Origin of the sequence: Kribbella sp. NPDC050124, assembly GCF_044460355.1 — a bacterium.
Taxonomy (GTDB): Bacteria; Actinomycetota; Actinomycetes; order Propionibacteriales; family Kribbellaceae; genus Kribbella.
On the sequence record NZ_JBITJU010000001.1, the window covers coordinates 424,452 to 448,978 of the forward strand.

The 24,527-nt window shown below is 69.1% G+C and carries 27 protein-coding genes; 13 read left to right on the forward strand and 14 right to left on the reverse strand.

Features of this window, described 5'->3' with window-relative positions; all coding sequences use genetic code 11:
- Positions 1 to 54 precede the first annotated feature (54 nt).
- The 4 genes from ACIBL3_RS02170 to ACIBL3_RS02185 all read right to left on the reverse strand — a co-directional run bounded on the left by ACIBL3_RS02170 (position 55) and on the right by ACIBL3_RS02185 (position 3,809).
- Positions 55 to 2,292 (reverse strand): sulfatase-like hydrolase/transferase, encoded by a 2,238-nt coding sequence (locus ACIBL3_RS02170; protein ID WP_396351317.1) that lies wholly within the window; start codon positions 2,290 to 2,292, stop codon positions 55 to 57.
- Positions 2,293 to 2,380: 88 nt separating this feature from the next.
- Positions 2,381 to 2,734 (reverse strand): YciI family protein, encoded by a 354-nt coding sequence (locus ACIBL3_RS02175; RefSeq protein ID WP_396351318.1) that lies wholly within the window; start codon positions 2,732 to 2,734, stop codon positions 2,381 to 2,383.
- On the reverse strand, positions 2,731 to 3,180 hold the full coding sequence (locus ACIBL3_RS02180) for a YdeI/OmpD-associated family protein (protein WP_396351319.1): 450 nt from the start codon (positions 3,178 to 3,180) through the stop codon (positions 2,731 to 2,733). The genes ACIBL3_RS02175 and ACIBL3_RS02180 overlap by 4 nt, the downstream gene beginning before the upstream one ends.
- On the reverse strand, positions 3,177 to 3,809 hold the full coding sequence (locus tag ACIBL3_RS02185) for a DUF998 domain-containing protein (RefSeq protein ID WP_396351320.1): 633 nt from the start codon (positions 3,807 to 3,809) through the stop codon (positions 3,177 to 3,179). The genes ACIBL3_RS02180 and ACIBL3_RS02185 overlap by 4 nt, the downstream gene beginning before the upstream one ends.
- A gap of 58 nt (positions 3,810 to 3,867) precedes the next feature.
- On the opposite strand from ACIBL3_RS02185, the gene ACIBL3_RS02190 reads away from it, so the two are divergent.
- Both ACIBL3_RS02190 and ACIBL3_RS02195 read left to right on the forward strand, forming a co-directional pair.
- The gene (locus ACIBL3_RS02190; RefSeq protein ID WP_396351321.1) at positions 3,868 to 6,522 is read left to right on the forward strand and encodes an alpha/beta fold hydrolase; all 2,655 of its coding nucleotides are present in this window, start codon (positions 3,868 to 3,870) and stop codon (positions 6,520 to 6,522) included.
- Between the two features lie 57 nt (positions 6,523 to 6,579).
- A complete protein-coding gene (locus ACIBL3_RS02195; protein WP_396351322.1) occupies positions 6,580 to 6,942 on the forward strand; it encodes a VOC family protein in 363 nt (120 codons plus the stop codon).
- A gap of 130 nt (positions 6,943 to 7,072) precedes the next feature.
- On the opposite strand, the gene ACIBL3_RS02200 is transcribed toward ACIBL3_RS02195, so the two are convergent.
- Both ACIBL3_RS02200 and ACIBL3_RS02205 read right to left on the reverse strand, forming a co-directional pair.
- Positions 7,073 to 7,303 (reverse strand): hypothetical protein, encoded by a 231-nt coding sequence (locus ACIBL3_RS02200; RefSeq protein WP_012924486.1) that lies wholly within the window; start codon positions 7,301 to 7,303, stop codon positions 7,073 to 7,075.
- A 196-nt stretch (positions 7,304 to 7,499) separates the two neighbouring features.
- A complete protein-coding gene (locus ACIBL3_RS02205) occupies positions 7,500 to 8,270 on the reverse strand; it encodes an SDR family NAD(P)-dependent oxidoreductase (RefSeq protein ID WP_396351323.1) in 771 nt (256 codons plus the stop codon).
- Positions 8,271 to 8,389: 119 nt separating this feature from the next.
- Here ACIBL3_RS02205 and ACIBL3_RS02210 point away from each other — a divergent pair, with 119 nt between their 5' ends.
- Both ACIBL3_RS02210 and ACIBL3_RS02215 read left to right on the forward strand, forming a co-directional pair.
- Positions 8,390 to 8,959, forward strand: coding sequence for a MarR family transcriptional regulator (locus tag ACIBL3_RS02210; protein WP_396351324.1), 570 nt, complete (start codon positions 8,390 to 8,392; stop codon positions 8,957 to 8,959).
- A gap of 67 nt (positions 8,960 to 9,026) precedes the next feature.
- On the forward strand, positions 9,027 to 9,395 hold the full coding sequence (locus tag ACIBL3_RS02215; RefSeq protein WP_396351325.1) for a VOC family protein: 369 nt from the start codon (positions 9,027 to 9,029) through the stop codon (positions 9,393 to 9,395).
- Positions 9,396 to 9,410: 15 nt separating this feature from the next.
- Here ACIBL3_RS02215 and ACIBL3_RS02220 read toward each other — a convergent pair whose 3' ends face one another.
- Together ACIBL3_RS02220 and ACIBL3_RS02225 are read right to left on the reverse strand one after the other, a co-directional pair.
- On the reverse strand, positions 9,411 to 10,199 hold the full coding sequence (locus ACIBL3_RS02220) for a DUF3152 domain-containing protein (RefSeq protein WP_396351326.1): 789 nt from the start codon (positions 10,197 to 10,199) through the stop codon (positions 9,411 to 9,413).
- A gap of 96 nt (positions 10,200 to 10,295) precedes the next feature.
- Positions 10,296 to 10,775 carry a GNAT family N-acetyltransferase gene (locus ACIBL3_RS02225; RefSeq protein WP_396351327.1) on the reverse strand — a complete coding sequence of 160 codons (480 nt, stop codon included), beginning with the start codon at positions 10,773 to 10,775 and terminating at the stop codon, positions 10,296 to 10,298.
- 106 nt (positions 10,776 to 10,881) lie between these two features.
- Here ACIBL3_RS02225 and ACIBL3_RS02230 point away from each other — a divergent pair, with 106 nt between their 5' ends.
- Complete coding sequence (locus ACIBL3_RS02230; RefSeq protein ID WP_396351328.1) at positions 10,882 to 12,396, forward strand: LCP family protein; 1,515 nt, start codon at positions 10,882 to 10,884, stop codon at positions 12,394 to 12,396.
- Between the two features lie 5 nt (positions 12,397 to 12,401).
- Here the strand turns inward: ACIBL3_RS02230 and ACIBL3_RS02235 are convergent, their stop codons facing one another.
- Together ACIBL3_RS02235 and ACIBL3_RS02240 are read right to left on the reverse strand one after the other, a co-directional pair.
- Positions 12,402 to 13,169, reverse strand: a complete 768-nt coding sequence (locus ACIBL3_RS02235) for an SDR family NAD(P)-dependent oxidoreductase (protein WP_396351329.1) — start codon at positions 13,167 to 13,169, stop codon at positions 12,402 to 12,404.
- 10 nt (positions 13,170 to 13,179) lie between these two features.
- Entirely contained in the window at positions 13,180 to 13,554 is a 375-nt protein-coding gene (locus tag ACIBL3_RS02240) for a TetR-like C-terminal domain-containing protein (protein WP_396351330.1), read from the reverse strand.
- Between the two features lie 61 nt (positions 13,555 to 13,615).
- On the opposite strand from ACIBL3_RS02240, the gene ACIBL3_RS02245 reads away from it, so the two are divergent.
- The 5 genes from ACIBL3_RS02245 (at position 13,616) to ACIBL3_RS02265 (ending at position 17,388) form a co-directional block, all read left to right on the forward strand.
- Positions 13,616 to 13,765 (forward strand): hypothetical protein, encoded by a 150-nt coding sequence (locus ACIBL3_RS02245; RefSeq protein ID WP_396352318.1) that lies wholly within the window; start codon positions 13,616 to 13,618, stop codon positions 13,763 to 13,765.
- A 34-nt stretch (positions 13,766 to 13,799) separates the two neighbouring features.
- Positions 13,800 to 14,576 carry a virginiamycin B lyase gene (locus ACIBL3_RS02250; protein WP_396351331.1) on the forward strand — a complete coding sequence of 259 codons (777 nt, stop codon included), beginning with the start codon at positions 13,800 to 13,802 and terminating at the stop codon, positions 14,574 to 14,576.
- 57 nt (positions 14,577 to 14,633) lie between these two features.
- The gene (locus ACIBL3_RS02255) at positions 14,634 to 15,542 is read left to right on the forward strand and encodes a UbiA prenyltransferase family protein (RefSeq protein WP_396351332.1); all 909 of its coding nucleotides are present in this window, start codon (positions 14,634 to 14,636) and stop codon (positions 15,540 to 15,542) included.
- Between the two features lie 7 nt (positions 15,543 to 15,549).
- Entirely contained in the window at positions 15,550 to 16,497 is a 948-nt protein-coding gene (pip, locus tag ACIBL3_RS02260) for a prolyl aminopeptidase (protein WP_396351333.1), read from the forward strand.
- A gap of 81 nt (positions 16,498 to 16,578) precedes the next feature.
- The gene (locus ACIBL3_RS02265) at positions 16,579 to 17,388 is read left to right on the forward strand and encodes a phytanoyl-CoA dioxygenase family protein (RefSeq protein WP_396351334.1); all 810 of its coding nucleotides are present in this window, start codon (positions 16,579 to 16,581) and stop codon (positions 17,386 to 17,388) included.
- On the opposite strand, the gene ACIBL3_RS02270 is transcribed toward ACIBL3_RS02265, so the two are convergent.
- Together ACIBL3_RS02270 and ACIBL3_RS02275 are read right to left on the reverse strand one after the other, a co-directional pair.
- The gene (locus ACIBL3_RS02270) at positions 17,389 to 17,973 is read right to left on the reverse strand and encodes a YdeI family protein (RefSeq protein WP_396351335.1); all 585 of its coding nucleotides are present in this window, start codon (positions 17,971 to 17,973) and stop codon (positions 17,389 to 17,391) included.
- Positions 17,970 to 18,941, reverse strand: coding sequence for a helix-turn-helix transcriptional regulator (locus ACIBL3_RS02275; protein WP_396351336.1), 972 nt, complete (start codon positions 18,939 to 18,941; stop codon positions 17,970 to 17,972). The genes ACIBL3_RS02270 and ACIBL3_RS02275 overlap by 4 nt, the downstream gene beginning before the upstream one ends.
- Before the next feature lie 87 nt (positions 18,942 to 19,028).
- Here ACIBL3_RS02275 and ACIBL3_RS02280 point away from each other — a divergent pair, with 87 nt between their 5' ends.
- From ACIBL3_RS02280 to ACIBL3_RS02290, 3 genes are all read left to right on the forward strand, one after another.
- Positions 19,029 to 20,000 carry an ATP-binding cassette domain-containing protein gene (locus ACIBL3_RS02280; protein WP_396351337.1) on the forward strand — a complete coding sequence of 324 codons (972 nt, stop codon included), beginning with the start codon at positions 19,029 to 19,031 and terminating at the stop codon, positions 19,998 to 20,000.
- Between the two features lies 1 nt (position 20,001).
- Positions 20,002 to 20,814 (forward strand): ABC transporter permease, encoded by an 813-nt coding sequence (locus tag ACIBL3_RS02285; RefSeq protein ID WP_396351338.1) that lies wholly within the window; start codon positions 20,002 to 20,004, stop codon positions 20,812 to 20,814.
- A gap of 97 nt (positions 20,815 to 20,911) precedes the next feature.
- Positions 20,912 to 22,099, forward strand: a complete 1,188-nt coding sequence (locus ACIBL3_RS02290; protein ID WP_396351339.1) for a hypothetical protein — start codon at positions 20,912 to 20,914, stop codon at positions 22,097 to 22,099.
- A 131-nt stretch (positions 22,100 to 22,230) separates the two neighbouring features.
- On the opposite strand, the gene ACIBL3_RS02295 is transcribed toward ACIBL3_RS02290, so the two are convergent.
- Positions 22,231 to 23,502 carry an erythromycin esterase family protein gene (locus ACIBL3_RS02295; protein WP_396351340.1) on the reverse strand — a complete coding sequence of 424 codons (1,272 nt, stop codon included), beginning with the start codon at positions 23,500 to 23,502 and terminating at the stop codon, positions 22,231 to 22,233.
- Positions 23,503 to 23,593: 91 nt separating this feature from the next.
- Positions 23,594 to 24,439, reverse strand: coding sequence for an NAD(P)H-binding protein (locus ACIBL3_RS02300; protein ID WP_396351341.1), 846 nt, complete (start codon positions 24,437 to 24,439; stop codon positions 23,594 to 23,596).
- Between the last annotated feature and the right edge of the window lie 88 nt (positions 24,440 to 24,527).

Here is a 24,527-nt window from a genome sequence, read left to right on the forward strand (position 1 = left end):
ATCACCCCCACGACGGAGGTCACCCACCGACCTCCGCCGTACGAGCGAGCGCGTCTAGTCGACGGTCTCGTAGAGGGGGATGTCGTCGTCCGGAAGCGCGATCTCGACGCGGTCCAGGAAGCCTTGGTACGGGAAGGTGTCGGTGTACGCGGTCGACGCCGGGGACGCGCCGTCGTGGCCGATGTCGAGGCCTTCCCAACCGTGGAAGTTCGGCAGTACGGCGTCGAGTTTGCCGGAGGCCACCTCCTCCGCGTCGACCAGCAGCCGCACGGAGGCCGCGCAGTCGCCGACCTTCTCGACGTCCACCGCGAGCTCCTTCGCGCCTGAGGGAATGGCCAACTCGGAGCGGACGACAGTGTGCCGGCCGAGGTAGTTGTGGTCGAAGACCAGCCGGCCGTCCTTGACGAACAAGGAGAACCCAGTCGCCACGCCGCCGAGCGCTACGAGCACACCGTCCCCGTCCGACGCAGCGCGCTCGACGAAGGCGGTCATCCGGTGCGACCGGTTCATCGTCGGCGGGCACGCGGCCGCCGGCAGGTGCGGCATCCCGCGGTAGTAGACGAAGGTGCGGCGGGCACGGATCGATCCCGGTCTGGCCACCTTCGCTCGTACGGCGAAGCCGCGGTCGTCGAGCGGCAACACGTCGTACTTGCCGGCCTCCGCCCAGAACCGTTGCTGCAAGTCCGCCAGCTTCTCCGGATAGCGGGAAGCGACGTCGTCACACTCGGACCAGTCGGTCGAAGTGTCGTACAGCTCCCAGCGATCCGCGGCGTAGTCCGTCCCCCGCTGGTGAAAGGCGACCGCCTTCCAGCCGTCGTGCCAGATCGCCCGATGACCGAACATCTCGAAGTACTGCGTGCGATGCGTGGTCGGCGCCTCGGCGTCGTCGAACGTGTAGGTCAGCGGCGTGCCATGGAGCGGGAGCTGCGGCACCCCTCGGTACGACGCCGGTGCCTCGACGCCGACGAGGTCGAGCACGGTCGGGGTGATGTCGATGACATGGTGGAACTGGGACCGGATCGCGCCGGAGTCGGCGATCCTGCCCGGGCACCGCACGACCAGGGGCACGCGTACGCCGCCCTCGTGCGTGTTCTGCTTGTACCGCCGGAACGGCGTGTTTCCTGCCTGCGCCCAGCCCCACGGGTAGTTCGAGTGACCGCGAGGTCCGCCGATCTCGTCGAGGTGCTCGAGGTTCCAGGCGAAGTCCGGCTCGATGCCGTTCTGGAACGCGGCCGGGTTGAGCGATCCGCGCTTGCCGCCCTCCTGGCTCGCGCCGTTGTCGGACATCACCACGATCATGGTGTCGTCGAGCCGGCCCAGTGCCGCCAACGTGTCGACGAACCGGCGCAACTCGGCGTCGGTGTGCTCGAGCATGGCGGCGTACGCCTCCTGCAGGCGAGCGAACAGCAGGCGCTCGTCGTCGGTGAGGTTCGCCCACGGCTCGACCCCGTCGTTGCGCGGGGACAGTTGTGTGTCGGGCGGGATGACGCCGAGGTCCTTCTGCCGGGCGATCCGCCGGTCCCGGATGACGTCCCAGCCTTCGTCGTACCGGCCGCGGTACTTGTCGAGGTACTGCTGCGGAGCCTGGTGGGGTGCATGCGCGGCAGCGAACGCGAGGTGCAGGAAGAACGGCTTCTCCGGCGTGGTCGACGTCTGCGCCCGGACGAACGAGATCGCCTGGTCGACCAGGTCGGTGGTCAGGTGATAGCCGTCCTCCGGCCTGGCAGGCGCCTCGATCGCGTGGTTGTCCGCGTACAGCTCGGGGTAGAAGCAGTCGGTCTCGGCCTCCAGGAAGCCGTAGTACCGCTCGAAACCACGGCCTAGCGGCCACTGGTCGTACGGACCGGACGCAGTGGTGTGCTCGGTCGGGGCGAGGTGCCACTTCCCGACGCACATGGTGTTGTAGCCGGCGTCGACCAGCATCTCGGCCAGGGTCGCGGCCGCCTTCGTCACGTGACCGCGCCCGTTCGGGTAGCCGGTGTCGAGGTTGGACAACAGGCGCATGCCGACCGAGTGGTGGTTCCTCCCGGTCAGCAGCGACGCGCGGGTCGGCGAGCACAATGGCGTCGCGTGGAAGTTGACGTACCGCAGTCCGTCGGCGGCGAGACCGTCGATCGTCGGGGTGTCGATCTCCGACCCGAAGCAGCCGAGGTCGGCGAACCCGACGTCGTCGAGGACGACGTACACCACGTTCGGCGCTGACGCACCCGGTGTCGGGACGGGCGCCCAGTGCGGCACCGAGTCCAGGTGGGTCAGGCCGATCCGTCCTTCGAACTGCCGGCTCTCCTGCATGACCCTCCTGCTCAGCTCGGCCTACTGGTCCGACCAGTACACTTAGCCGCAGCCTCCGGTGTCAAGTGGTGCCGGGTGTCAGCGGGTGTCACGGCCCGACGATCTGGCGGATCTCCGACTCGCCTTCCCAGCCGGGCCAGGTCCGGCGATGGAGATCCATGAACCGCTTGGTCCAGTGGATGACCTCGGCGCGGGTGGCGACGTCGTACACGGCATAGGCGCCGAGCGGGGTCGGGTCCTCGAAGGGGCCGTCGGTGACGATCAGGCGGCCGGCGGACACCCCGACGCGGGTGGCGGTCGCGATCGGAAGCAGGCCTGCCGTGTCCACGAGGACCCCGCTGCGGGCAGCCTCAGCGCCGAGAGCCGCGATGCCTTCGTGCAGGGCGGGTGGCGGGAAGCCGTGCGACTCCGACGTACGGAGCAACGCGATGAACCTCATCACCGGGCCCGGCCTTCACGCAGCATGCCGATCGACTTCAGGATCCGCCGCGCCTTGGTCTCCTCGGTCTTGGCGCCCGTCACCTGCAACACGTGCCACTGCTGCTTGCTGTAGCTCAGCGTCTGCCAGAACTCCTGTGCCTTCGCGTCCCCGGCCAGCGCCGCGGCAAACTCCTCGGGTACGTCGACCTCCCGCGGAGCCGTGTCGAGCACGACGTCGACCTCGAGCACGTCTCCGGCGGCAACCCCGGCAGCGGTACGGCGTTCGCCGCTGACGCCGAGCAGGTACCGCCCACCCATCCGGGCGATCGAGGTGCGGAAGGTGAACCCGTTCACGGTCACGCTGACTTTCGGGTGCGCGCCGCCGCCGAGCGCCTCGACGATCTCGGCCGGAACCTCGAACCCGGCCGTGGTCTTCCCGGTGCCCTCGAGCTCGGCCGTGAACTTCATCGCAGACTCCCCTCTGCGCGGGCGCGCAGCATCAGCAAGGTGATCCAGGTCCAGCCCAGAATGACAGCGACGGTGAAACCGAGGTTGCCGGCCGTGGTGCCGGCAGCGGCGCCGAGCCCAACCAGGGCGAGGAGGTAGACGATCCCGGTGATCAGCGAGAACCGGGACCAGCCGGCCGCGCGGTGCCGCCCGAACCACCGGCTGAGCACGAAGCAGGCGACGATCAGGCCGATGAACCCGATCATCCCGGCGATGACGTGCCCGAACCCGTGCCAGCTCACCGTCTCCGGCATCGCGTCCGGCGTCCCCGGCGGGAACCCGAGTGCCGGATCGGCCCGCATGAACCCGGCTGCCGCAACGCCGGCGCCGTACACGATGAGGCCGCCAACGCCCCAGCGCGATCGTTCGCCCGGCGCGAAGCACTTGGCCAGCCCGATCGCGCCGATCACGGTCAGCAGTCCGGTGCCGACCATCATCACCGAGTGGACCCAGCCACCGGTGCCGTTGGCGAGCAGGCTCAGCGAGTGTTTGCGGATGTCGAACCCGTCGCGGACGATCGCCTCGACGGTCCCGATCCCGACGTACAGAGGGCCGGCGAGTGCCCCGGCCAGCAGAAGAGGTCTTGTCATGCGTTCAGCGTCAATCGAACCGCTTTAGAAAACCTTCGGGAGTTCTAGGCTGAGGCGCATGCGATTTGGGGTGCTCGGGCCGGTCACCGCGTGGACCGATGACGGCCGGGCGGTGCGGATCCCGGACCGGAAGGTGCGGGGGTTGCTGGCCGATCTGCTGCTGCACGCGGGGCGGCCGGTCGCGGCGACGGCGATCATTGACGATCTGTGGGGCGACGAGCTCCCTGCCAATCCGACCGCCACGCTGCAGACTCGGGTCTCGCAGCTACGCAAGGCGCTGGACGACGCCGAGCCCGGCGCACGCGACCTGGTGCAGACGACTCCCGCCGGGTACCTCCTCACGGTTGCCGCCGAGGCGGTGGACTCTGGCCGGTTCCGCGCGCTGGCGGCTCGGGCTCGGCAGACCGGCAACGCCCGGATGCGGGCCGCCACACTGGCCGATGCGCTGACGCTTTGGCGCGGTCCGGCGTACGCCGATGTCGCGCAGGACGCGTTTGCCCGGGCAACGATCGACCGGCTCGACGAGGAGCGGCTGGCCGTGCAGGAGGCGTACGCCGAAGCCCGTTTGGTGCTCGGTGAGTACGACGAACTCGTCGCCGAGTTGGCCGAGCTCGTCGCCCGGAACCCGTTGCGTCAGCGGCTGCGCGCCGTACAGATGAAGGCGTTGCACCAGTCCGGCCGGCAGGCAGAGGCGTTGGAGAGCTACGCCGAGCTGCGGCGTCGGTTGGCTGATGAGCTCGGGCTGGATCCCGGTCCGGAGCTGGTCGCGTTGCATCAGGAGATCCTCACCGAGGCGCCGACTGTTCGAGAGCCGCTGAAGACCAATCTGCCGGCCGAGGTCGAGCTGATCGGCCGCGATGCCGCGGTGGTTGAGGTGGTGGAGCGCCTTGCGTCGGCGCGGCTGGTGACGTTGACCGGTGCGGGTGGGGTCGGCAAGACGAGCCTCGCGCTCGCGGCCGGTCGCCGAAGTGGAGACGAAGCCTGGCTGGTCGAGCTCGCGGCCCTCGACGCCGCGGCGACGGCTGATGACGTGTCCTCGTTGATCGAGGCAACGACCGGGCTGCTCGTGCTCGACAACTGCGAGCACGTGATCGAGGCCGCCGCCGACGTGGTTGCCCGGCTGCTGCGCGAGTCGCCTGAGCTGCGGATCCTCGCCACGAGCCGCGAACCTCTTGCCGTCGCCGGTGAGCACCGTTGGCCGGTCCCGCCGCTGGACCTGCCGTCTGCTGATGCGGACGCAGCCGCGAGCCCGGCCGTTCAGCTCTTCGTTGCGCGTGCCGCAGCGGCCGATCCACGCTTCGCCCTCACCGCCGAGAACACCTCGGCAGTGGTCGCGCTGTGCCGCCGGCTCGACGGGCTTCCGCTCGCGCTCGAGCTGGCCGCGAGCCGGGTGGCGGCGATGGATGTGCGCGACCTGGTCGACCGGTTCGACGACCGCTACCGCCGGCGCGGTCTGCCCGATCGGCAGCAGACGCTCTCGGCGATGGTCGAGTGGAGCTGGGATCTGCTCGGCGAACCGGAGCGGGCGGTGCTTCGCCGACTCGCACCACATCCCGGCGGGTGCACGCTGGCTGCGGCCGAGGCGGTGTGCGCGGGTGACGACGTACCGGTCGCTGATGTCGCCGAGCTGCTGAGCCGATTGGTCGACCGGTCGCTCGTCGTACGCGTGGACGGGACGTCCGGGTCGCGCTATCGGCTGCTGGAGACGGTACGTGCGTTCTGTCTGCAGCGACTGGAGGAAGCCGGGGAGCTCGAGACCACGCGGCGCCGGTACGAACGGTACTTCGAGGGCCTCGCGCGACACACCGAGCCGCGGTTGTACGGGCACAGCGAGCTGTTCGCGTACCTGGGCGGCCTGTACGGCGACGCCCCGAAACCACCCGCCTCCCCCGCCGCGATGTTGCCTCGGACAACGACCGTGACGTCGGCCGACGGGACCCCGATCGTGCTCGAGACGTACGGCGCCGGCGACCCGGCGATCGTGCTCGTCGGCGGCGCGCTGAACGATCGGCGGACCTTCATCCCGCTCGCCAAGCGGCTGGCCGGCCAGTTCACCGTGGTGACCTACGACCGGCGTGGTCGGGGCGACAGCGGCGAGGTGCTGCCGTGGGCGGCCGAGCGGGAGTTCGAGGACCTGGCTGCCGTCGTCGAGGCGGCCGGTGGTTCGGCGTACGCGCTGGGCGTCTCGTCCGGCGCGGTGCTCGCTGCTGAGGCGGCGGTGTACGGCGTACCGATCCTCGGGCTGCTCCTGATCGAGCCGCCGTTCATCATCGACGACACCCGGCCACGGCTCGCCCCGGACCTCGCGGGGCGGCTGCAGGAACTGGTGAAGCAGGACCGGTACGGCGACGCGACGGAACTGTTCCTGGTCCAGGCAGTCGAGATGCCGGCCGAAGTGCTCGCGCCGATGCGGTCCGCCCCGCTGTGGAAGGACCTGGAGGCGCTGGCTCCGACGCTCGCGTACGACGTCCTGGTGATGGGCGACTTCACGATCCCGGAGCACTGGGCGACGTCGATCACCGTGCCTACGCTGGTGATCGACGGCGGCGAGAGCCGGGATTGGCGCCGGAACACCGCGCAGGTCGTGGCCGACCTGCTCCCGGACGGGCGCCGGCTGACCATGGACGGGCATCCGCACGACGTGGAGCCCGAGGTCCTCGGGCCGATCGTCGAGGACTTCGTCGCCCGAACCATGTCGAGCGGGCTCGCCTAGTTCCGACGTACCTGGCGTGTGAGCTGATCGGCAGCTCTCTCGCAGATAGGCACAGTGATGCAGCCCGTTCTGAACAGCATGTTGCTCGGCAGCGCCGACCCGGAGCGGTTGAAGGCGTGGTACCGCGACGGCTTCCACGCCGAGGTCGACGGCTACGGCAACCTGAACCTCGGCGGCTTCGGGTTGGTGATCGAGCACCGCGACGACGTCGCCGCGAAGACCGCCGAGCCCGGCCGGTGCATCGTGAACTTCGCCGTCGACGACATCGAGGCCGCGGCCGCGCACCTGCGCAGCCTCGACGTCGAGTGGCTGGTGCACCCGGAGGACCGCGGGGTCGGCTGGTTCGCCACTCTGGTCGACCCGGACGGCAACTACGTCCAGCTGATCCAGATGAAGCCCGAGTACTTCGCCGGGCTCTGAGTCCGGGCTCTGAGTCCGGGCTCTGAACAAGAAACGTCCGCACCGGCCTTGAGGAACCGGTGCGGACGGGGTTTCACTTTCAGGTCGTGCAATCAGGCGCATTCAGGGGAGAAAAGGTGCCAAGTGCTTCTCAGCGGGGTGCTACGTCCCACATGCGCTCGCCGGGCAGGGGGTCGGGGAGCCGGTCCACGGCCGGCATCGGGTCGTTGGTGACCCGGAGACCGGCGAAGCGGCGGCTCATGGCGTGTGCGTACCGCTCGGCCAACGCCGGCTCGGCGTTGTAGTCGGCGATGACGTGCTCACCGAACCAGACTCGGACGCGTCGGCGTTCAGACGTCTGGGTGGCGGTGGCGGTTGTCACTGGTCCTCCTGGCTGTGACTCGAAGGTGGTCGGCCTGGGACGCGGAGCGAGCGCGATGGCGGTGCGCCGTGTGTTCACCGTCACGTCAGATCCAACGGAGGACGCGGACCCGAAGTCACGCCCTGATCGCGATTCGGGGAACTTTTTCGAGACCGGCCAGGGCCGGATTCTTCGAGCTGTTGTTCGATTACCGCATTCAGCTGAACGGACCGCGGGTCGAGACGCCGCCGTCGACCACGAGCTGCTGGCCGGTGACGTAGGCCGACGCGTCCGAGGCGAGGTAGACGACGGCCTCGGCGATCTCCTCCGAGCGGCCGAGCCGGCCGACCGGGATCTCGTCGACCCACTCCCCGCCCGTGTCGGGTGCGGTGTTCGCCACTGCGGTCGCGATCGCGCCGCCGGCCGCGACGTTCATCCGGATGCCGTCGCGGGCGTACTCGGCCGACACCGTCCGGGCCAGGCTGAGCAGGCCCGCCTTCATCACGCCGTACGCCGCCTGCTCGGGAGCGGCCATGATCCCGGTGACCGATCCGACGCTGACGATCGAGCCGCCACCACCCTGGTCGAGGAAGACCCGCACGGCGGCGCGGACGGCGCGCATCACGTAGCGAAGATTGACCTCGTAGATGGTGTCCCAGTCGTCGTCGGTCATCTCGTGCAGCTTCACCGCGGGAACGAACGCCACCTGCCCGCCGACCACGGTGACCAGTACGTCGAGTCCGCCGAGGTGCTCGACCGCCGCGGCGATCATGGCCTCGACGTCGTGCAGCGAACGGACGTCGGCGGCGAACGGGAACGCCGTCGCGCCTCGCTGTCGCAGCTCGGCCGCCGCCTCCTCGGCGCGGCCGGGATCGATGTCCACGACAACTATTGCCGCGCCTTCGTCGCCGAAGGCGTTGCCGACGGCGCGGCCGATTCCCGCGCCACCTCCACCGATCACCAGCGCACGTTTCCCGGTCAGCCGCATGGCCGGAGCGTAGACGATGCGGGGCGCGCCAGGTCGAGGACCTGTTCGATTACGAATTCACAGGGTTTCCTCAGGAACGACACGCCGGGCTGTCAGAAGGAGTCCGTACGCTGGATTTCGTGACCATCGAAGACGCTGGAACGAAGTCCTTGGTTGTCCCGGATCGACGGGCCGACGGGGTCGTGCAAGCACCCGATCGGGTCCAACCCACCGGCCTCGCGGCCGTGCAGACCGAGCAGCTGATCGGCGACGTCGGCGACGCGCTTCGGCTGCTCGACGCGGTCGAGCGCGTCCGCGGCCACGCGCATCCACTCGTCCTCGGGCTGCAGGACGCGGTCGGGCTGAAGATGCCCGCGGCGCTGGTGCTGAGCGCCATCGCGAACGGCCGGCGCAACGCCGAGGAAGTCGCCGACCAGGTCGGTACTACGGCGGGCGAGGCGGAGCTCGCGATCGCCGAGTTGGAGGGGCTCGGCATGGTCCGGACGGACCCGCGGCTGGTCGTCACGTCACTCGGCCAGGCCCGCCTCTCCCAGCTGGACGCGCTGACCGTCCGCGTGCTGGACGTCGTGACCGGCATCCTCGGCCCGACCGACGCCGGCCACCTGATCCGGCTGCTGCACACCGTCGCCGACGGCCTCGAGTCCGCCGCCGTCACCGCAGCCGTGCCGCAGGTGGCCATCCACAACTGACCCATGTCGAGCCGGCCGTGTCCGCACCGACGTACCTGAGGTAAACCTGATCTCAGGGAGGTATGTCATGTTCAAGAACACGCAGGCATTCAGCAGTTTCTCGGTGAACGACATCCCGGCCGCCAAGGAGTTCTACGGCGGCACGCTCGGACTCGACGTGGCCGAGGAGAACGGGCTGCTCCGGCTGAACGTCGCCGGCGGCAACCCGGTCATGGTCTACCCGAAGGACAACCACGTGCCGGCCGAGCACACCGTCCTGAACTTCCCGGTCGACGACATCGAGAAGACCGTGCGGGAGCTGGCCGACTCGGGCGTGACCTTCGAGCGGTACAGCGACGACCACGACGAGCTCGGGATCCTGCGGGACCCGCGGGGCCCGGCCATCGCCTGGTTCAAGGACCCCGCAGGCAACACCCTGGCAGTCATCCAGGAATGACGCCCCGGCCGACGATCATCGGGGAATCGGGTCGTTGTACTGGCCCAGGCGGCCCTTGTAGCGGGCTCCGTTGAAGTAGGGCCAGGAGTACGGCGTGCAGCCGTGCATGCCCAGTGTTTGTTGCTGCATGACCGGCGCCGGCTGGCCGGGTCCCGGGCACAACTCGTGGCCGCGGCCGAGCCGGTGTCCGGTCTCGTGGTTGATCATGTACTGCCGGTACGCCGCCAGCGATGCACCGTAGTTCGGTATGCCGAGCACCCAGCGGGCGACGTTGAGCACGACCCGGTCCCCGATCCGGCAACTGGTGTACCGGTCGTGCCCGCCGCCGCAGATCGTGTCGCGGGTCGCGGGCGTCACCAGCATCAGCGTGAAGTCCGGGTTCGCGCCCGGGCCCACCTGCTGGAAGCGCCAGAGTCCGTGCGACGCCCAGCCCTGTGGGGCGCCGTACGTCGCCCGGACGAACTGCGCCAGCGCGGTCCGGTCGACGCCCTTGATGCCGCCTTCGATCGCGATCTGGAACGTGAGCAGCCGGCCACCGCGGCCGATGACTGCGGGATTCCCGGGCAGGACGGCGTACGACGCGGAGCCGCGGGCTGGGTAGGTGATTTGTGGTTGCGGACGCGCGGGGACCGTCGCGGAGCGCTCGCCCGGGTCGACAGGGCGCGCCGGCTGCTGCGCGCTCGGCGCCTGCTCCGAGGTCTGCGCGACCGGGCGGGTCGGGTAGCCGTGGCGGGCCAACGGGCTGGCGGGCACCTGGTACAGCGCCCCGACCGCGACCACAACCGCGACCGCCAATCCGGTCATCTTGGCAACACTCCATCGGCGCATCTGGTGAGCTCCTCACAGCGCCCCCTTGAGCGCATTCTCACTCGTTCTTGCCCGGGTGCCCAGAAACCCTTCTCATCCCACGGTGAACCGCATCGTCGGGTAGTTCGCGTCGATGAATCCCAGCGCCCGGTAGAGGTCGATTCCGTCGTCGGTCGCGTGCAGTTCGACCTGGCCGACGGCGGTCTCGTCGCGGAACCAGTCCATCAAGGCGACCACGCAAGCACGGGCGAGTCCGCGCCGGCGGAAGTCCGGCTCGGTGCTGACGTTGTACAGGTGACCGCGCAGCGTAGTGAGGTCCTTCGGGCCCGGCGGGTGGACGTAGACGTTGCCCGCCGCGCCCGCGACCACGCCGACGCCCGGGTCGTCGACGACGTACGCCGCGAAGGTCTCCGGGGACGCGAGTTGTCCGGCGAACCAGTCCCGCGCGATCGCACGCCACGGCGCGTCCGGGCCGCCGACGTCGTTGCCCATGGCCTCGAGCATGAGGCCGCGCAGCCGGACCAAGGCGTCCGCGTCGTCCGGCTTGGCCCGCCGTACCTGAATGTCAGTCACCGAACCATCCTGCCAGCCGAACTTTTTGTCCGGTCAGGGAATCGTAAGAAGTGGACGCGCACCGGGGACGCGTCCACTGTCTTGCCCGCCGATCGACAGGAGCGCCGTGTCCCCGAGCACCCGAGCCCGCCGCGCCGCTCGATCCCGGCGGTCCAACCCTCGGCAGCGGTCCTCCCTCGCCGCCTTGGCCCTCGCGGTCCTGGGCGCCCTTCTCCCCGGTACGGCGTACCTGGTCGCCCGCCAGTTCCGACTCGGCACCGTGGTGACGCTGATCAGCCTCACAATGTACGGCGCAGCCGCCTACGTCGGCCTCGAGCGCCGGGACGACGTGATCGCGTGGGCCCTGGATCCGGAGTTGCTGCTCTGGATGGTCGGCGGCCTGGCCGTGGCCGCCCTGTGCTGGGTCGTCGTACTGGTCACGTCGTACAAGATGCTGCGGCCGCTCACGGCGGCGCCGGTGTCGCGGCTGTTCGGCGCGGTCGTGGTCGGGCTGGTGTGCTTCGGCATGGCGTCCAGTACGGCGCTCGGCGCGCAGACGCTGATGGCGCAGCGCAGCCTGGTGCGGAAGGTGTTCGGCAACGAGAATACGAAGAGCCAGACGCGGCCGACGATCACCAACACCAAGGACGTGTGGGCGCAGTTCCCGCGGCTGAACATCCTGCTGCTCGGCGCGGACGACGGCGAGGGGCGGGACGGGACCCGGACCGACACCGTGATGGTCGCGAGTATCGACACCAAGACCGGGGACACCGCGCTGATCTCGCTGACCCGGAACTGGATGCGGATGCCGTTCCCGGAGGACTCGCCGCTGCACAGGATCTACCCGACCGGGTTCTGGGACCCGAACGGGCCCAAGGAGCAGTCGAACTTCTACCTGGACGCGATGTACCGGATGGTCCCGGAGCTGCACCCTGGCGTCCTCGGGCCCTCGGACAACGAGGGCGCCGACGTGCTGAAGCTGTCGGTCGGCGAGGCGCTCGGGCTGAAGCTGCACTACTACGTGCAGATCAACCTGGCCGGGTTCGAGCAGCTGGTCGAGGCGCTCGGCGGGATCACGGTGAACATCAACTACCGGGTCCCGGTCGGCGGGAACGACGACAAGAGGATCCCGCCGAACCGCTACCTCGAGCCCGGCCCGAACCGGCACCTGAACGGCGAGGACGCGCTGTGGTTCGCCCGCGGCCGCTACCAGGTGCCGGGCGCGGACGTGGCCCGGCAGGCACGGCAGCGGTGCACGATCAAGGCGATCGTCGAACGGGCCACCCCGCAGAACGTGCTCACCAACTACCAGGCGATCGCGAAGGCCGGCGAGGAGCTGATCCGCACCGACGTCCCGGACAAGCTGCTGGCGCACCTGATCGACCTGGGCCAGAAGGTGAAGTCGGCGAAGATCAGCAACATCGACCTCGACAAGAAGAAGAACTACCCGAACGGCCGCGACCCCAACTACGCCGGCATGCGGACCATCGTGCAGAACGCACTCGACCCGCAGCCGAAGCCGCGGCCAACGGCGACCGCGACCACCACGCGCCGGCCCACCAGCAAGCCGACCGCCAAGCCGACTACGACGCCGACCACCTCGGACAACCTGGCCGAGGCCTGCGCCTACAACCCGAGCTGAGCCGGTCAGGCATACCGGACGCCGAGGCCGCCGTCGACGGCCCAGTTGGCACCGGTGACGAAGGCTGCGGCCGGGGAGGCCAGGAAGCAGACCACCTCGGCGACGTTCTCGGGCGTCCCGATCCGGCCCAGCGGGTGCACGCTGAGCGCCTTCTCGCGCTCGCCGGGGATGGTGTCGAAGAACTCCTCGAGCAGGTCGGTGCCGATGTAGCCGGGGCTGACGGCGTTCACCCGGACCTGGTGCGGCGCGACGTCGAGGGCGAGGCTGCGGGTCATCCCAACCAGGCCGGACTTGGCCGCGGCGTACGGGAACATGCCGGCCGTGGTCAGGCTGGAGTGGATCGAGGCAATGTTGACGATCGAGCCGTGCCGGTTCTCGATCATCGAGGGCAGCACCTGCCGGGCCATCAGCCAGGCGCCCTTCAGGTCCACGTTGAAGACGCCGTCCCACTCCTCGACGGTCATCTTGGTGGCGTCGGCGTACGCGTTCTTGCCGGCGTTGTTGACCAGCACCGTGATCGACGAGCCGAGGTCGTCGGTGAGCTTCTCGACGGCCTGGCGGACGGACACCTCGTCGGTGATGTCGCCGACCGCGGCCGCGACCTTGGCGCCGGTCTCCTGGAGCTCCGCGGTCGTCGCTGTGAGCTGGTCGGCCAGAACGTCGACCAGCGCGACGGCGGCGCCTTCCTCCGCGGCCTTCGCTGCCACGGCGCGCCCGATCCCGCGCGCGGCCCCAGTCACCAGCACGACCTCGTTCGTCAAACGTCCAGTCAACGCAGTCTCCTCAACCTTCGGCGTGAGTAGACCCTAATCCGGACCGGGCTGATGCGGCGGCTGCTCTCGCGTACCGGTCAGCAGCCGCCCGGGACAACGGCTGCCGGAGCAGCACGAGTTGGTGGTAGAGCGGTGCGGTCGCGGCCATCACCACCTCGTGCGGATCGGTCGTCTCGTCGACCTCCCCGCGTATGACGGCTCGCCGTACGACGTCTGCGCTCCGGCGATACCTGTCCGCCCAGAACGCGGTCAGGGCCTCGGCGGCTTCAGGTGTCCGGAACGAGGCCGCAATCACCGCCTGGGTCACCGAAGGCCGAACGGTCAGCGCCTCGTGCACCTCACGATTGAGGCTCACCAGATCCCCCTCGAGCGACATCCGTAGCATTAGTGGAGGCAGCAATGATCTTCTGACCAGCGCACCCACCGGTCAACGGCGCAGACTCGCCGTGGAGCACTTGCTGAACACGCCGTACGACGTCCTGCTGCTCGACGAACCCACCAACCACCTGTCGACCGCGCTCGTGGAGGAGCTGGAGGACGCGCTCAACGCGTACGACGTGCTTGACCTGAAGGAGGCCGACCCTGTCTGTCACTGAACATGAAATCGCTGGTCCGTACGGCGTTGCCGTCGTGAACGGCGAGGTGTGGACGACGCTGGTTCACGCCGGTGTGGTCGCTCGACTCTCGGGCGAGCGGTACGACGCCGGAGAACGCCCGAGCGTGATCGTGCCGGGGCCGGATGGCGCGGTGTGGTTCACGCGGAGTGGGGACAACCGGATCGGGCGGATCGGGTTGTCGGCGTCGTCCTTCGAGGTGCCAGGGTCGCCGTACGGGATCTGCGCCGGGCCTGATGACGCGTTGTGGTTCACGTTGATGGACACGGATCAGGTCGGACGGATCACGGTCGACGGCGCGGTGACGACGTACCCGATCGGGACCTCCGGGGCGTTCCCGGCGATGATCGCCGCGACTGCGGACGACCTGTGGTTCACGCTGAACCAGGGCAACGCGATCGGGCGGATGACCACAGCCGGCGACGTGACGACGTACTCGCTGCCGACCGAGGCGGCGGGACCGGTCGGGATCAGCGCGGGCGCGGACGCGGTGTGGTTCGCGGAGATCCTCGCGGACCAAGCCGGCCGGATCACGCAGGGCGGGAAGATCGAGGAGTTCGCCCTGCCGACCGGTTCGAAGCCGCACGCGGTGGTCGCGACGGCGAACGGCGGCTGTTGGATCACCCTGTGGGGTGCAGGAGCGGTCTGCCGGTTGGATGCCGCAGGCAACGTGATCGAGCAGGTCGCCTTGGGTGAAGGTTCCGAGCCGCACGGGCTCGCCGTGGACGTGGACGGATCGGTCTGGGTGGCGCTCGAGAAGGGTTCCGTTGCTCACATTCAACCGGGAGAGTGAGGGGGTTCACTCTCCGGAAGGAGGACCGGGCCGGGTCTGCGGGACCAGAGTGGTCATGTGACCACGACGCTGGGGGTTCGGTCCGCGGCTCCGCGGGTCCGGGATGTGCTCGCCGTCGGCCGGCCGGCGTTCTGGGTCGTGTCGATCGTGCCGTACTACGTCGGCATCCTGCTCGCCACCCGGCGGCTCGTCCCGCCGCTCGAGGACTGGCCGCGGCTGATCGTCGGCGCGGTCGTGATGGGCCCGCTGGTGTGGCTCGCGGTGCTCGCGATCAACGACGCCTACGACCTCCCGAGCGACCGGCTGAACCCGCGGAAGTCGAAGTCCCCACTGCTCGACGGCCGGATCACGCTGCGCGCGGTGAAGCGGCTGGCATTCGCAGCAGCGGTCGCCGCGGTCGGGATCAGCCTGCACGTCGGGATCGTGTTCGCGCTCGGTGTCCTGCTCGCAGTCCTCCTCGGCTACGCCTACAGCGTGCCACCGGTCCGGCTGAAGACCCGGGCCGGCTTCGACGTCGCGGTCAACGCGCTGGCGCTCGGCGCCTTCGGGCCGCTGGCCGGTTGGGCGGCCATGAACCCCGACCTGAGCGGCTTCCCGTGGCTGATGGGACTGCAGGGCACGTTGGCCGCGGTCGGCCTGTACCTGCCGACGACGCTCGCCGACCTCGACGCCGACCGGGCCGCCGGGTACCAGACGATCGCGGTCCGCTTCGGCGCGCGGACGACGTACCGGATCGGGTACGGCGCCTGGATCGCTGCGGCGGCGCTGTCCGTCGTACTGGCCGCGACGGACACGATCATCCCGCGCAGCATGCTGGTGCTGGAGGTGGTGATGGTGCCGGTGCTGATCGTGGCGTACCGGCGGCTGATCGGGCCGGGGCAGTCGTTCAAGGGGATCATCGTGCTCGCCTCGCTGTTCCTCTTTCCCTGCGGGACGTTCGCGCTGACCTACACCGGCGTGCTCTGATCGGGGCATGTATCCCGAGATCGATCCGTACGACCACGGCCTGCTCGACGTCGGCGACGGCCACCGCGTCTACTGGGAGGTCTGCGGCAACCCGGACGGCAAGCCGGCGCTGGTGATCCATGGCGGACCAGGCTCCGGGGCCGGTTCCTCGTGGCGGCGGTACTTCGACCCGTCGGCGTACAAGGTGGTGCTGGTCGACCAGCGGAACTGCGGCCGCAGTACGCCGGACGCCGCCGAGCCGGACGTGGACCTGAGCACCAACACGACCGCCCACCTGATCGCGGACTTCGAGCAACTCCGGGTCCGACTCGGGATCGGGAAGTGGCTGCTGCTGGGCGCTTCCCACGGCGCGACCCTCGGGCTCGCGTACGCCGAGCAGCACCCTGACTCGGTCTCGGAGATCGTGCTGTTCAGCGTCACCAACACGACCCGGCGGGAGGTCGAGTGGGTCACCCGGGACATGGGCCGGATCTTTCCCGAGGAGTGGGCCCGGTTCCGGGACGGCGTACCGGAGGACCAGCGGGACGGGAACCTGGCGCTCGCTTACAGCCGCCTGCTGCACGACCCCGATCCCGCCGTCCGGGAGAAGGCGGCGCGGGACTGGTGCGACTGGGAGGACACGCACGTCCGGACCCACCCGGACTGGAAGCCGGACACCGCGTTCGAGGATCCGGTCTTCCGGATGCGGTTCGCCCGGCTGGTCACGCACTACTGGAGCAACGCCGCATGGCTGGAGGAAGGGGTGCTGGTGCGGGAGGCGGGCAAGCTGGCCGGCATCCCGGGCGTGCTGATCCACGGGAAGCTCGACATCAGCGGTCCGCCGGACATCGCCTGGCTGATGGCCCAAGCCTGGCCGGACGCCGAGTTGCACCTGGTCGACCAGGAAGGGCACGGGGCCGGCGGACGCCGGACGAACGAATTGGTCCTCGCTGCGCTGAACCGGTTCGCACGCTGAGCTGCACCGGTTCTCTGATTCGGGCAAAGATTTGATCACTGATCTTTACATCGATAAAGCGTACCGGAACCCTATGGTCCTATGACTCTGACCCGCCCAGAGCTTGTGACCGACTACACCCTCAGCCGGTCCGCCATCGCGCACTTCGCCGAGCACGGCTTCGTCAAGCTGAAGAACGTGCTCAGCGCCGAGACCATCGCGGCGTACGAGCCGGAGATCACCGGCAAGGTGATCGAGCTGAACACCCAGCACCTGCCGCTGGAGGAGCGCGACACCTACGGGAAGGCGTTCCTGCAGGTGATGAACCTGTGGCAGGACAGCGAGCAGGTGCTGGAGTTCGTTTCCTCACCGCGACTGGCGCGGATCGCGGCGCAACTGCTGGGCGTGCAGTCGGTCCGGCTGTACCACGACCAGGCGCTGTACAAGGAGTCCGGCGGCGGGGTCACCCCGTGGCACGCCGACCAGTACTACTGGCCGTTCACGTCCGACCGGTGCGTGACGGTGTGGGTGCCGCTGCAGGAGACGCCGATGGAGATGGGCCCGCTGTCGTTCGCGGCGGGCAGTCACGTCTTTGAGCACGGCCGGGACCTGCCGATCAGCGACGAGTCGGAGCGCGTCCTGCAAGAGGCGCTGGCCGAGCAGGACTTCACCGAGGTCTCCGAGCCGTACGAGCTCGGCGAGGTCAGCTACCACCTCGGCTGGACCTTCCACCACGCGCCGCCGAACACCACCGAGATTCCGCGCCGCGTGATGACGATCATCTACGTCGACGCCGCGATGGAGATCGCCCCGCCCGCCAACAAGTACCAGGAAGCCGACCTGGCCACCTGGATGCCCGGCAACCAACCCGGCGAGCAGGTCTCCTCCCCCCTCAACCCCTTGCTGTACTGATCACAGCGTCCGCTTCTGCGGATAGATCGTCTCGCCTCGCTGGAGCTGCTCGACGACCTGCGCGATCCGCCGCGCCCTGGTCTCCGCCCGCTTCGGCGAGGTGACCCGGTACACGACCGCGAACCGGTTGGAGCTGGTCAGGATGTCGAACATCGCCCGCGCACGTGGTGCGGCCGCAAGCGCCTCGGCCAGGTCTGCCGGAACCTGGAGCTCGCTGGAGCCGACGTACGCCCGCTCCCAGCGACCGTCGGCCTTCGCGCGCTCGACCTGGTCGCGGCCGGCGGCAACCATCCGGCCCGCTCGCTCCAACCGCTCGACGATCGTCACGTTCCGTTTCGACCACAGGCTGCGGGCCCGTCGGGGCGTGAACCGCTGCTTGAACGTGTGCTCGTCGCGTGCCTTCCGCTGGCCGTCGATCCAACCGTGGCAGAGCGCTTCGTCGAGGGCCTGGTCGTAGCTGAGGCTCGTCGGCGTAGTCACGTTCTTCTTGGCGAGGACCAGCCAGATCCCGTCGTTCACCTCGTGATGCTCGGTGAGCCATTCGTGCCAGGCGTTCGCGTCGGCGAGCACGAGTTCTGTGCTCATGAGGCGGCCGCCGTATAGCGCTGGGCGAGGTGGGCGGCGGCGTCCTTGAGCTCCTGCGGGCCGATGAACTCGAGGTCGCACTCGAACATGCCGTAGTTGGCGGCGAGGCCGGTCCAGGACCAGCCGTTGAGGATCAGGCGGCAACTGGTCGCGGTGATCTCCTCGACGACCGCGTCGCGGCCGGCCCACTGGGCGATGTCGGACGCCTTCGCCTGCAGGATCGCCTCACCGCGACACGGCCACTGGTCCCGCGTCTTGAACTGGTTCGAGATGTACGTCGCCACGTCGGGCGCCGGCAACTCACGCGGGGTGAACCGCGGACCGGTCGGCGTCTTCGGCGTCATCCGGTCCACCCGGAATGTCCGCCAGTCCTTGCGATCCAGGTCCCAGCCGACCAGGTACCACCGCCCGCCCCACGTCACCAGGTGATGCGGCTCCACCTTCCGCGGCGGCAGCCACTCGTCGTCGTTCGACGCCCGCGGTGACGCGTAGTCGAACCGCAGTACCTCCCGAGCCCGCAACGCCATCCCGATCGCGATCAGGTGATCCGAGTCCACCTTCGTACGGCGCGAACCGGCGTACCGGTCGACCGTCGTGACCTGGAGCGCGTCGACCCGCTGGCGCAGCCGGGCCGGCATCACCTGACGGACCGTGGCCAGCGCACGCAGCGCGCCCTCCTCGATCCCGGTGACCGTGGTCGTCGCAGTCTGCAGGGCGACCGCGACCGCGATCGCCTGGTCGTCGTCGAACAGCAGCGGCGGCAGATCCGCGCCCGCGTCGAGGCGGTAGCCGCCGTCCGGTCCCTTGGTCGCGCGCACCGGGTAGCCCAGGTCGCGCAGCCGGTCGACGTCGCGGCGGACGGTACGCGGGCTGACCTCGAGTCGTTCGGCCAGCAGCGCACCCGGCCAGTCGCGGCGCGCCTGCAGCAGGGACAGCAGCGAGAGGAGTCGAGCCGAGGTTTCGGACATGACTTCAGATTGCCACGAGTACAGGCCAGAACCTGTCCTCTACTGCTGGAAAAGTCGTGCTCACCAACCTCAGCAAAGGAGACATCCGTGATCAGCACCCGAGAGCTCACCCGGGACTTCGCGGTGAGCCGCACCGAGACCGTGCACGCCGTCCGCGGCATCAGCCTCGACGTCGAACCCGGCGAGCTGGTCGCCGTCCTCGGCCCGAACGGCGCCGGCAAGACGACCACCCTGCGGATGCTCACCACCCTGATCGCGCCGACGTCCGGTACGGCGACAGTCGCCGGGTACGACGTGACCGCGAACCCCAGCCAGGTCCGCCGCCGGATCGGGTACGTCGGCCAGGGCAACGGCGCCGGCCACAACCAGCGGGCGGGTGACGAACTGGTCGGCCAGGGCGTCATCTACGGACTCGACCGGCAGGCGGCCAAGCGCCGTACCGGCGAGCTGCTGGAGGCGCTCGAGTTGACCGACCTGGCCCGCCGCAAGGTGTCCGAGCTGTCCGGCGGCCAGCGGCGCCGGCTGGACGTCGCGATGGGTCTCGTGCACGCGCCGAAGCTGCTGTTCCTGGATGAGCCGTCGACCGGTCTCGACCCGCAGAACCGGGCCAACCTGTGGGACCACATCCTGCGGATGCGCGAGCAGTACGCGATGACGATCGTGCTCACCACGCACTACCTGGACGAGGCGGACTCGATGGCCGAGCGGGTCGTCGTGGTGGACCACGGCCAGGTGATCGCGGACGACACCGCCGAGGCGCTGAAGTCCAAGCTGGCCGGGGACCGACTGGCCGTCACGGCCGCGCCGGGCCACCTCGCGCGGCTCGCCGAGCTGGCGAAGAAGTTGCCGGGAGCCCAGGAAGTCGTTGCCGTCGGCGACGAGCTCAGCGTCCGGGTCGCGGACGGGCCGGCGGCGCTGCCGGAACTGATCACGGCGGCCCAGCAGAACGGCGTACCGGTCGCGGCGGCGCAGGTGCATCGCCCGACCCTCGACGACGTGTTCCTCAACCTCACCGGCCGCAGCCTCCGCGAGGCCGACACCAACGGAAAGGCAGCCTGACATGACCACCCTGACGCTTTCGACCCCGGCGATCCAGGTCGCGGAGCAGCCGCGGCGGAACCTGTTCCGCGACATCCGGATCGTGATGACGCGGGAGTTGAAGCCGGTGCTGCGGGATCCGTTCTCGCTGCTGTTCGGGATGATCCAGCCGCTGGTGTTCCTCGCCCTGTTCGGGCCGTTGCTGTCCGGCTCGATGGGCGGCGCCTTCGGCGACGGCGTCTGGCAGTGGTTCGTCCCCTCGATCCTGGTGATGACGACGCTGTTCGGTACGTCGACCACCGGCGCGAACCTGCTGTTCGAGTTCCAGACCGGTGCGCACGAGCGGATGCTGGTCACCCCGCTGTCGCGGTCGTCGCTGCTGGTCGGCCGGGCGCTGAAGGAGATGGTGCCGCTGTTCGGGCAGGCGGTCGTGGTGATCGCGGTGATGACGCCGTTCGCGTTCGACCTGCACCTGGGCGGCGCGGTCGTCGGCCTGGCGCTGCTCGCGGCGTTCGGGGTCGGGCTCGGCGCGTTCAGCTACGCGCTGGCGATCGCGGTCCGCAAGCAGGACTGGATGTTCTGGGTGGTGCAGCAGACCTTCCTGTTCCCGCTGATGATCCTGTCCGGGATGCTGCTCCCGCTGGAGACCGGGCCGGGCTGGATGAAGGTCGCGGCGAAGTTCAACCCGCTGTCGTACGTCGTCGACGCCGAGCGGACGCTGTTCTCCGGTGATGTGTTCTCCAGCGCGGTCCTGTGGGGCTGGGCCGCCGCGATCGTCACCGCCGTACTCGGCCTGACCGTCGGCATCCGGGCCATGCTCCGCTCGGCCAACTGACTGACCCATTTGGGCCAGTGACTCTGCTGAGCCGCGCAAAGCGAGGCGGATCACTTACGGTGGCGGACAGATCACCCACCGCCCACTAGGAGATCTGATGAGGCCCCGCCCCGCCCTGTTCAGCATGCTCGGATCCATGCTCGGATCCATGGCCGTCGCCGCGCTCACCACAACGAGCGCGGTGGCGGCCGTTCCGTCGTCCCCCGACGAAGCCCCAGCCACCGCCCTGGCTGCGGTAGTGCTGGCGACCGACACCGACGGCGACTCGTTGCCCGACACCTGGGAGACCAACGGGTACGACGCCAACGGTGACGGCACCATCGACGTCAACCTGCCCGCGATGGGTGCGTCGCCGACCAAGAAGGACCTGTTCGTCGAGATGGACTACATGTCCGGCCGGCTGACCAGCACCGCCGGCTTGGACCGGATCGTCCAGGTCTTCGCGTCCGCGCCGGTCAGCAACCCCGACGGCACCACCGGGATCAAGATCCATCTCGACGCGGGCGCCGCGGGCGGGGCGGCGTACAACCTCGGTGGCGGCAACCAGGTCCCGTACGACAACAACCTGCAGCCGTCCGGATCGCAGACCACCGCGATCAAGAACGCGAACCTCGCCAGCGCGCGCCGTGCGGTCTTCCACTACATGTTGTGGGCCGACAGCTACGACAACGGCTGCAGCAGCGGCCAGGCGTTCGCGATCCCGAACGACACGTTCATCGTCACCGTCGGGCCGAAGTGCGGCTGGGCCGGCACCGACGACCAGGAGGTCGGCACCTTCATCCACGAGCTCGGGCACAACCTGGGCCTGCGGCACGGCGGCACCGACCACGGGAACTACAAGCCCAACTACCTGAGCGTGATGAACTACTTCTTCCAGCTCGGCGGCGTGCTGCGGTCCAACGGCACGCTGTACTGGGGCTACTCGAACGTCGCCCCAGCGGCGCTGAACGAGAACAGCCTGCAGGAGTCCGTCGGCCTCGGCAGCTCGGCGTCGGCGTGGAAGACCAAGTGGAAGTGCCCGAACGGCAGCACCCGGACGACGTCCGGCGCGGCCAGCAGCCCGATCGACTGGAACTGCGACGGTGACGCCACCGACACCACCGCCGCGGACATCAACGACGACAACGCCAACACGACGCTGACCGCGCAGAACAACTGGGCGAACATCGTCTTCGGCGGCGGCGCCGTCGGCCAGGGTGCGAGCTTCCAGGCCAAGACCGCGGCCTCCGAGCTCCAGGAGATGACGCACTCCGAGTACGTCAAGCTGCAGCACAGCCACCGCTGACGGACGCGTCGCCCCGCATCCAGGTGGGCGCGGGGCGATGCGGACCGCCAGCACTCATCAATCGCCTCGGAGGCGGGCGGCTGAGCGTGCGGTCGCCCTTCTGACGCTCGTTGGTGAGTGCTGGCGGTCCGTTACCGGAGACGTGCCGCGGTGACGCGGTGCAGGTGGATGAGGACGTCGTACGTCGTGCCGAGCTTCACCGGAAGGTCGGGCCACGGGTAGGCGGTGCCGATGTCGCGGGTCGGGCGGGCGACGTTCAGCCAGTCCTCGGTCTGCTTCGGCAGGGTCCGCAGGTCGACCAGGTAATCACGGTACGGGACCTTGTCGAGGGTGTACTCGTTGTTGCCGGGCGGTGCGGACGGGATGGTGAAGGTGCGCAGCCGTCCCTGTGGATCCTCCGTGTCGTTGGCGTTGAACGAGCCGCTGTCGAAGCTGAGGCCGACGTTGACGTAGTCCTTGCCGAGTTGCTCACGCAGGAAGGCGCCCTGGATCTTCGGGTACTGCGACGGCATCGACGAGTCGTAGCCGACGTGCCCGTTGTGCGCGGACAGGACCGCCTTGTCACCGGTCGCCCTGGTCCACCAGGCGGTGTTGTCGGCCATCGCCTCGTCGCGGAACAACATTGCCTTGGGCAACTCCGTCGGGCTCTCGACGTCGAAGGAATACAGCTTGGTGGTCTGCCAGATCGCCCGCGCGTGCTGGATCGCCCACCGGTCCTTGGTCTGCTGGACGATGGCGAGGGCTTCGCGAGCCGATGCTTCGAGGGCCTGGCGCTCGGACAGGGGCTTGGCGAAGTACGTCGTACTCCAGTCGTTGTACTCGGCGGTCGAACGGATGCCGGCGTACAGGCGGGTGAGCTGTGGGTCCTTCGCGGCGACGCGGTCGATCAGGGCTGGGCTCGCGTAGCCGACGTCGTCGCCGACGAACCGGAGCTTGCGGGCGTGGGTGCGGTTGTAGGCGCGCATCCACTCGATCAGGTCGAGGTACTCCTGGACGTTCCAGAATCCGTACGCGCCCTGGAACTCGCGGCGCATGATCTCGCGGGGGTCGCCGACGCCGCTGACGACGTACCGGTCGAGCTCGAGGCCGGTGCTCCAGCTCGCCTCCAGGACGAACGCGGTGAAGCCCTTCTGCTCGACCAGGGTCCGGAAGATGCGGTGCTTGAGCGTGAAGAACTCGTGCGAGTTGTGCGTGGCCTCGCCGACGCCGACGACCTTCGCCGTACCGACCATCCGGGTCAGTGGGCGAAGGTCCCAGGCGTTGCTCGACGGTTCGGTGCTGATCAGGGGGTGGGCTGCTCGGGTCAAAGCAGGGATCGGGTTCGTCGGTGGCGCGGCGGTCGCTGTGGATGCGGGCAGCGCCACTGCGGCGAGCAGGGCGACAGCGGCCGTAACTCTCTTCATCGAAGCCTCCTTGGTGGGTGCTTCAACCCTGTCGCGGCCACTCGCCGCTCCCCATCCGGCGCACTCCCTACCTTGGGTGGTGCCTGCTCTACTACTGCTGCCAGATTCCGGTCTTCGCCGTCTCGCGAGCCCAGTCGGCGAAGTCGCGCGGGGCGCGGCCGAGGACCTGCTGGACGCCGTCCGAGACGTACTCGGACCGGTGGTTGCGGATCACGGCGAACAGGTCGCGCACGGCCTCGGCGTCCTCTTGGTCGAGACCCTGCTCAACCAGTTCGGTGACGTGGTCCTGCGGCTCGAGGTCGACGTACTGGATCTGGCGGCCGGTCGCGTTGGACAGCTCGGCGGCGACGTCGGCCATGTTCAGGTGGCGCGGTCCGGAGATGGCGAAGGTGGCGCCGGTGTAGGCATCGTCCAGCAGTACGGCGGTCATCACGTCGCCGACGTCGTTGGTGTCGATCCAGGCCTCGCCGCCGGTCCCCGCCGACACCCGGATCTCATCGGCGAGCACGTGGTAGCGGAGGAAGTCCTCGCTGAACCCCTGCGCGAACCAGGCCGGCTGAATGATCCTCCAGTCGGCGCCGCTGTCCTTGACCGCGTGTTCGAGTGCGACCGATCCGTCGTACACCGCGAAGTCGCGCCCCGGGCTGCCCACACCGCGCCCGGACAGCAGCACGACCCGGCGCAGGCCTTCGTTGGCGGCCTGCTTGATGAACCGGCCGGCCTGGGCGAGCCCGGTCGGCCCGACCGGAGGCGCCAGGTACGCCGTCTCGGCTCCGGCGATCGTCGCGGACCACGTGGTGTCGTCGTACCAGTCGAAGCGCTGCGCACTTGACCGCGAGGCCAGCCGGTAGGGGACGTTGTGCGCCTCGAGCTGCTCGACGACGCGGCGGCCGGTCTTGCCTTTACCACTCAGGATCAGAATCGGTGTCGTTGTCATGGCTCAAGTTCATCGTGATCCGGTGAGACAAACCATGGTTGTTCGGCGCAATTCGATGTTCGAGACGCTCAGATGGGCGTACTGTGGT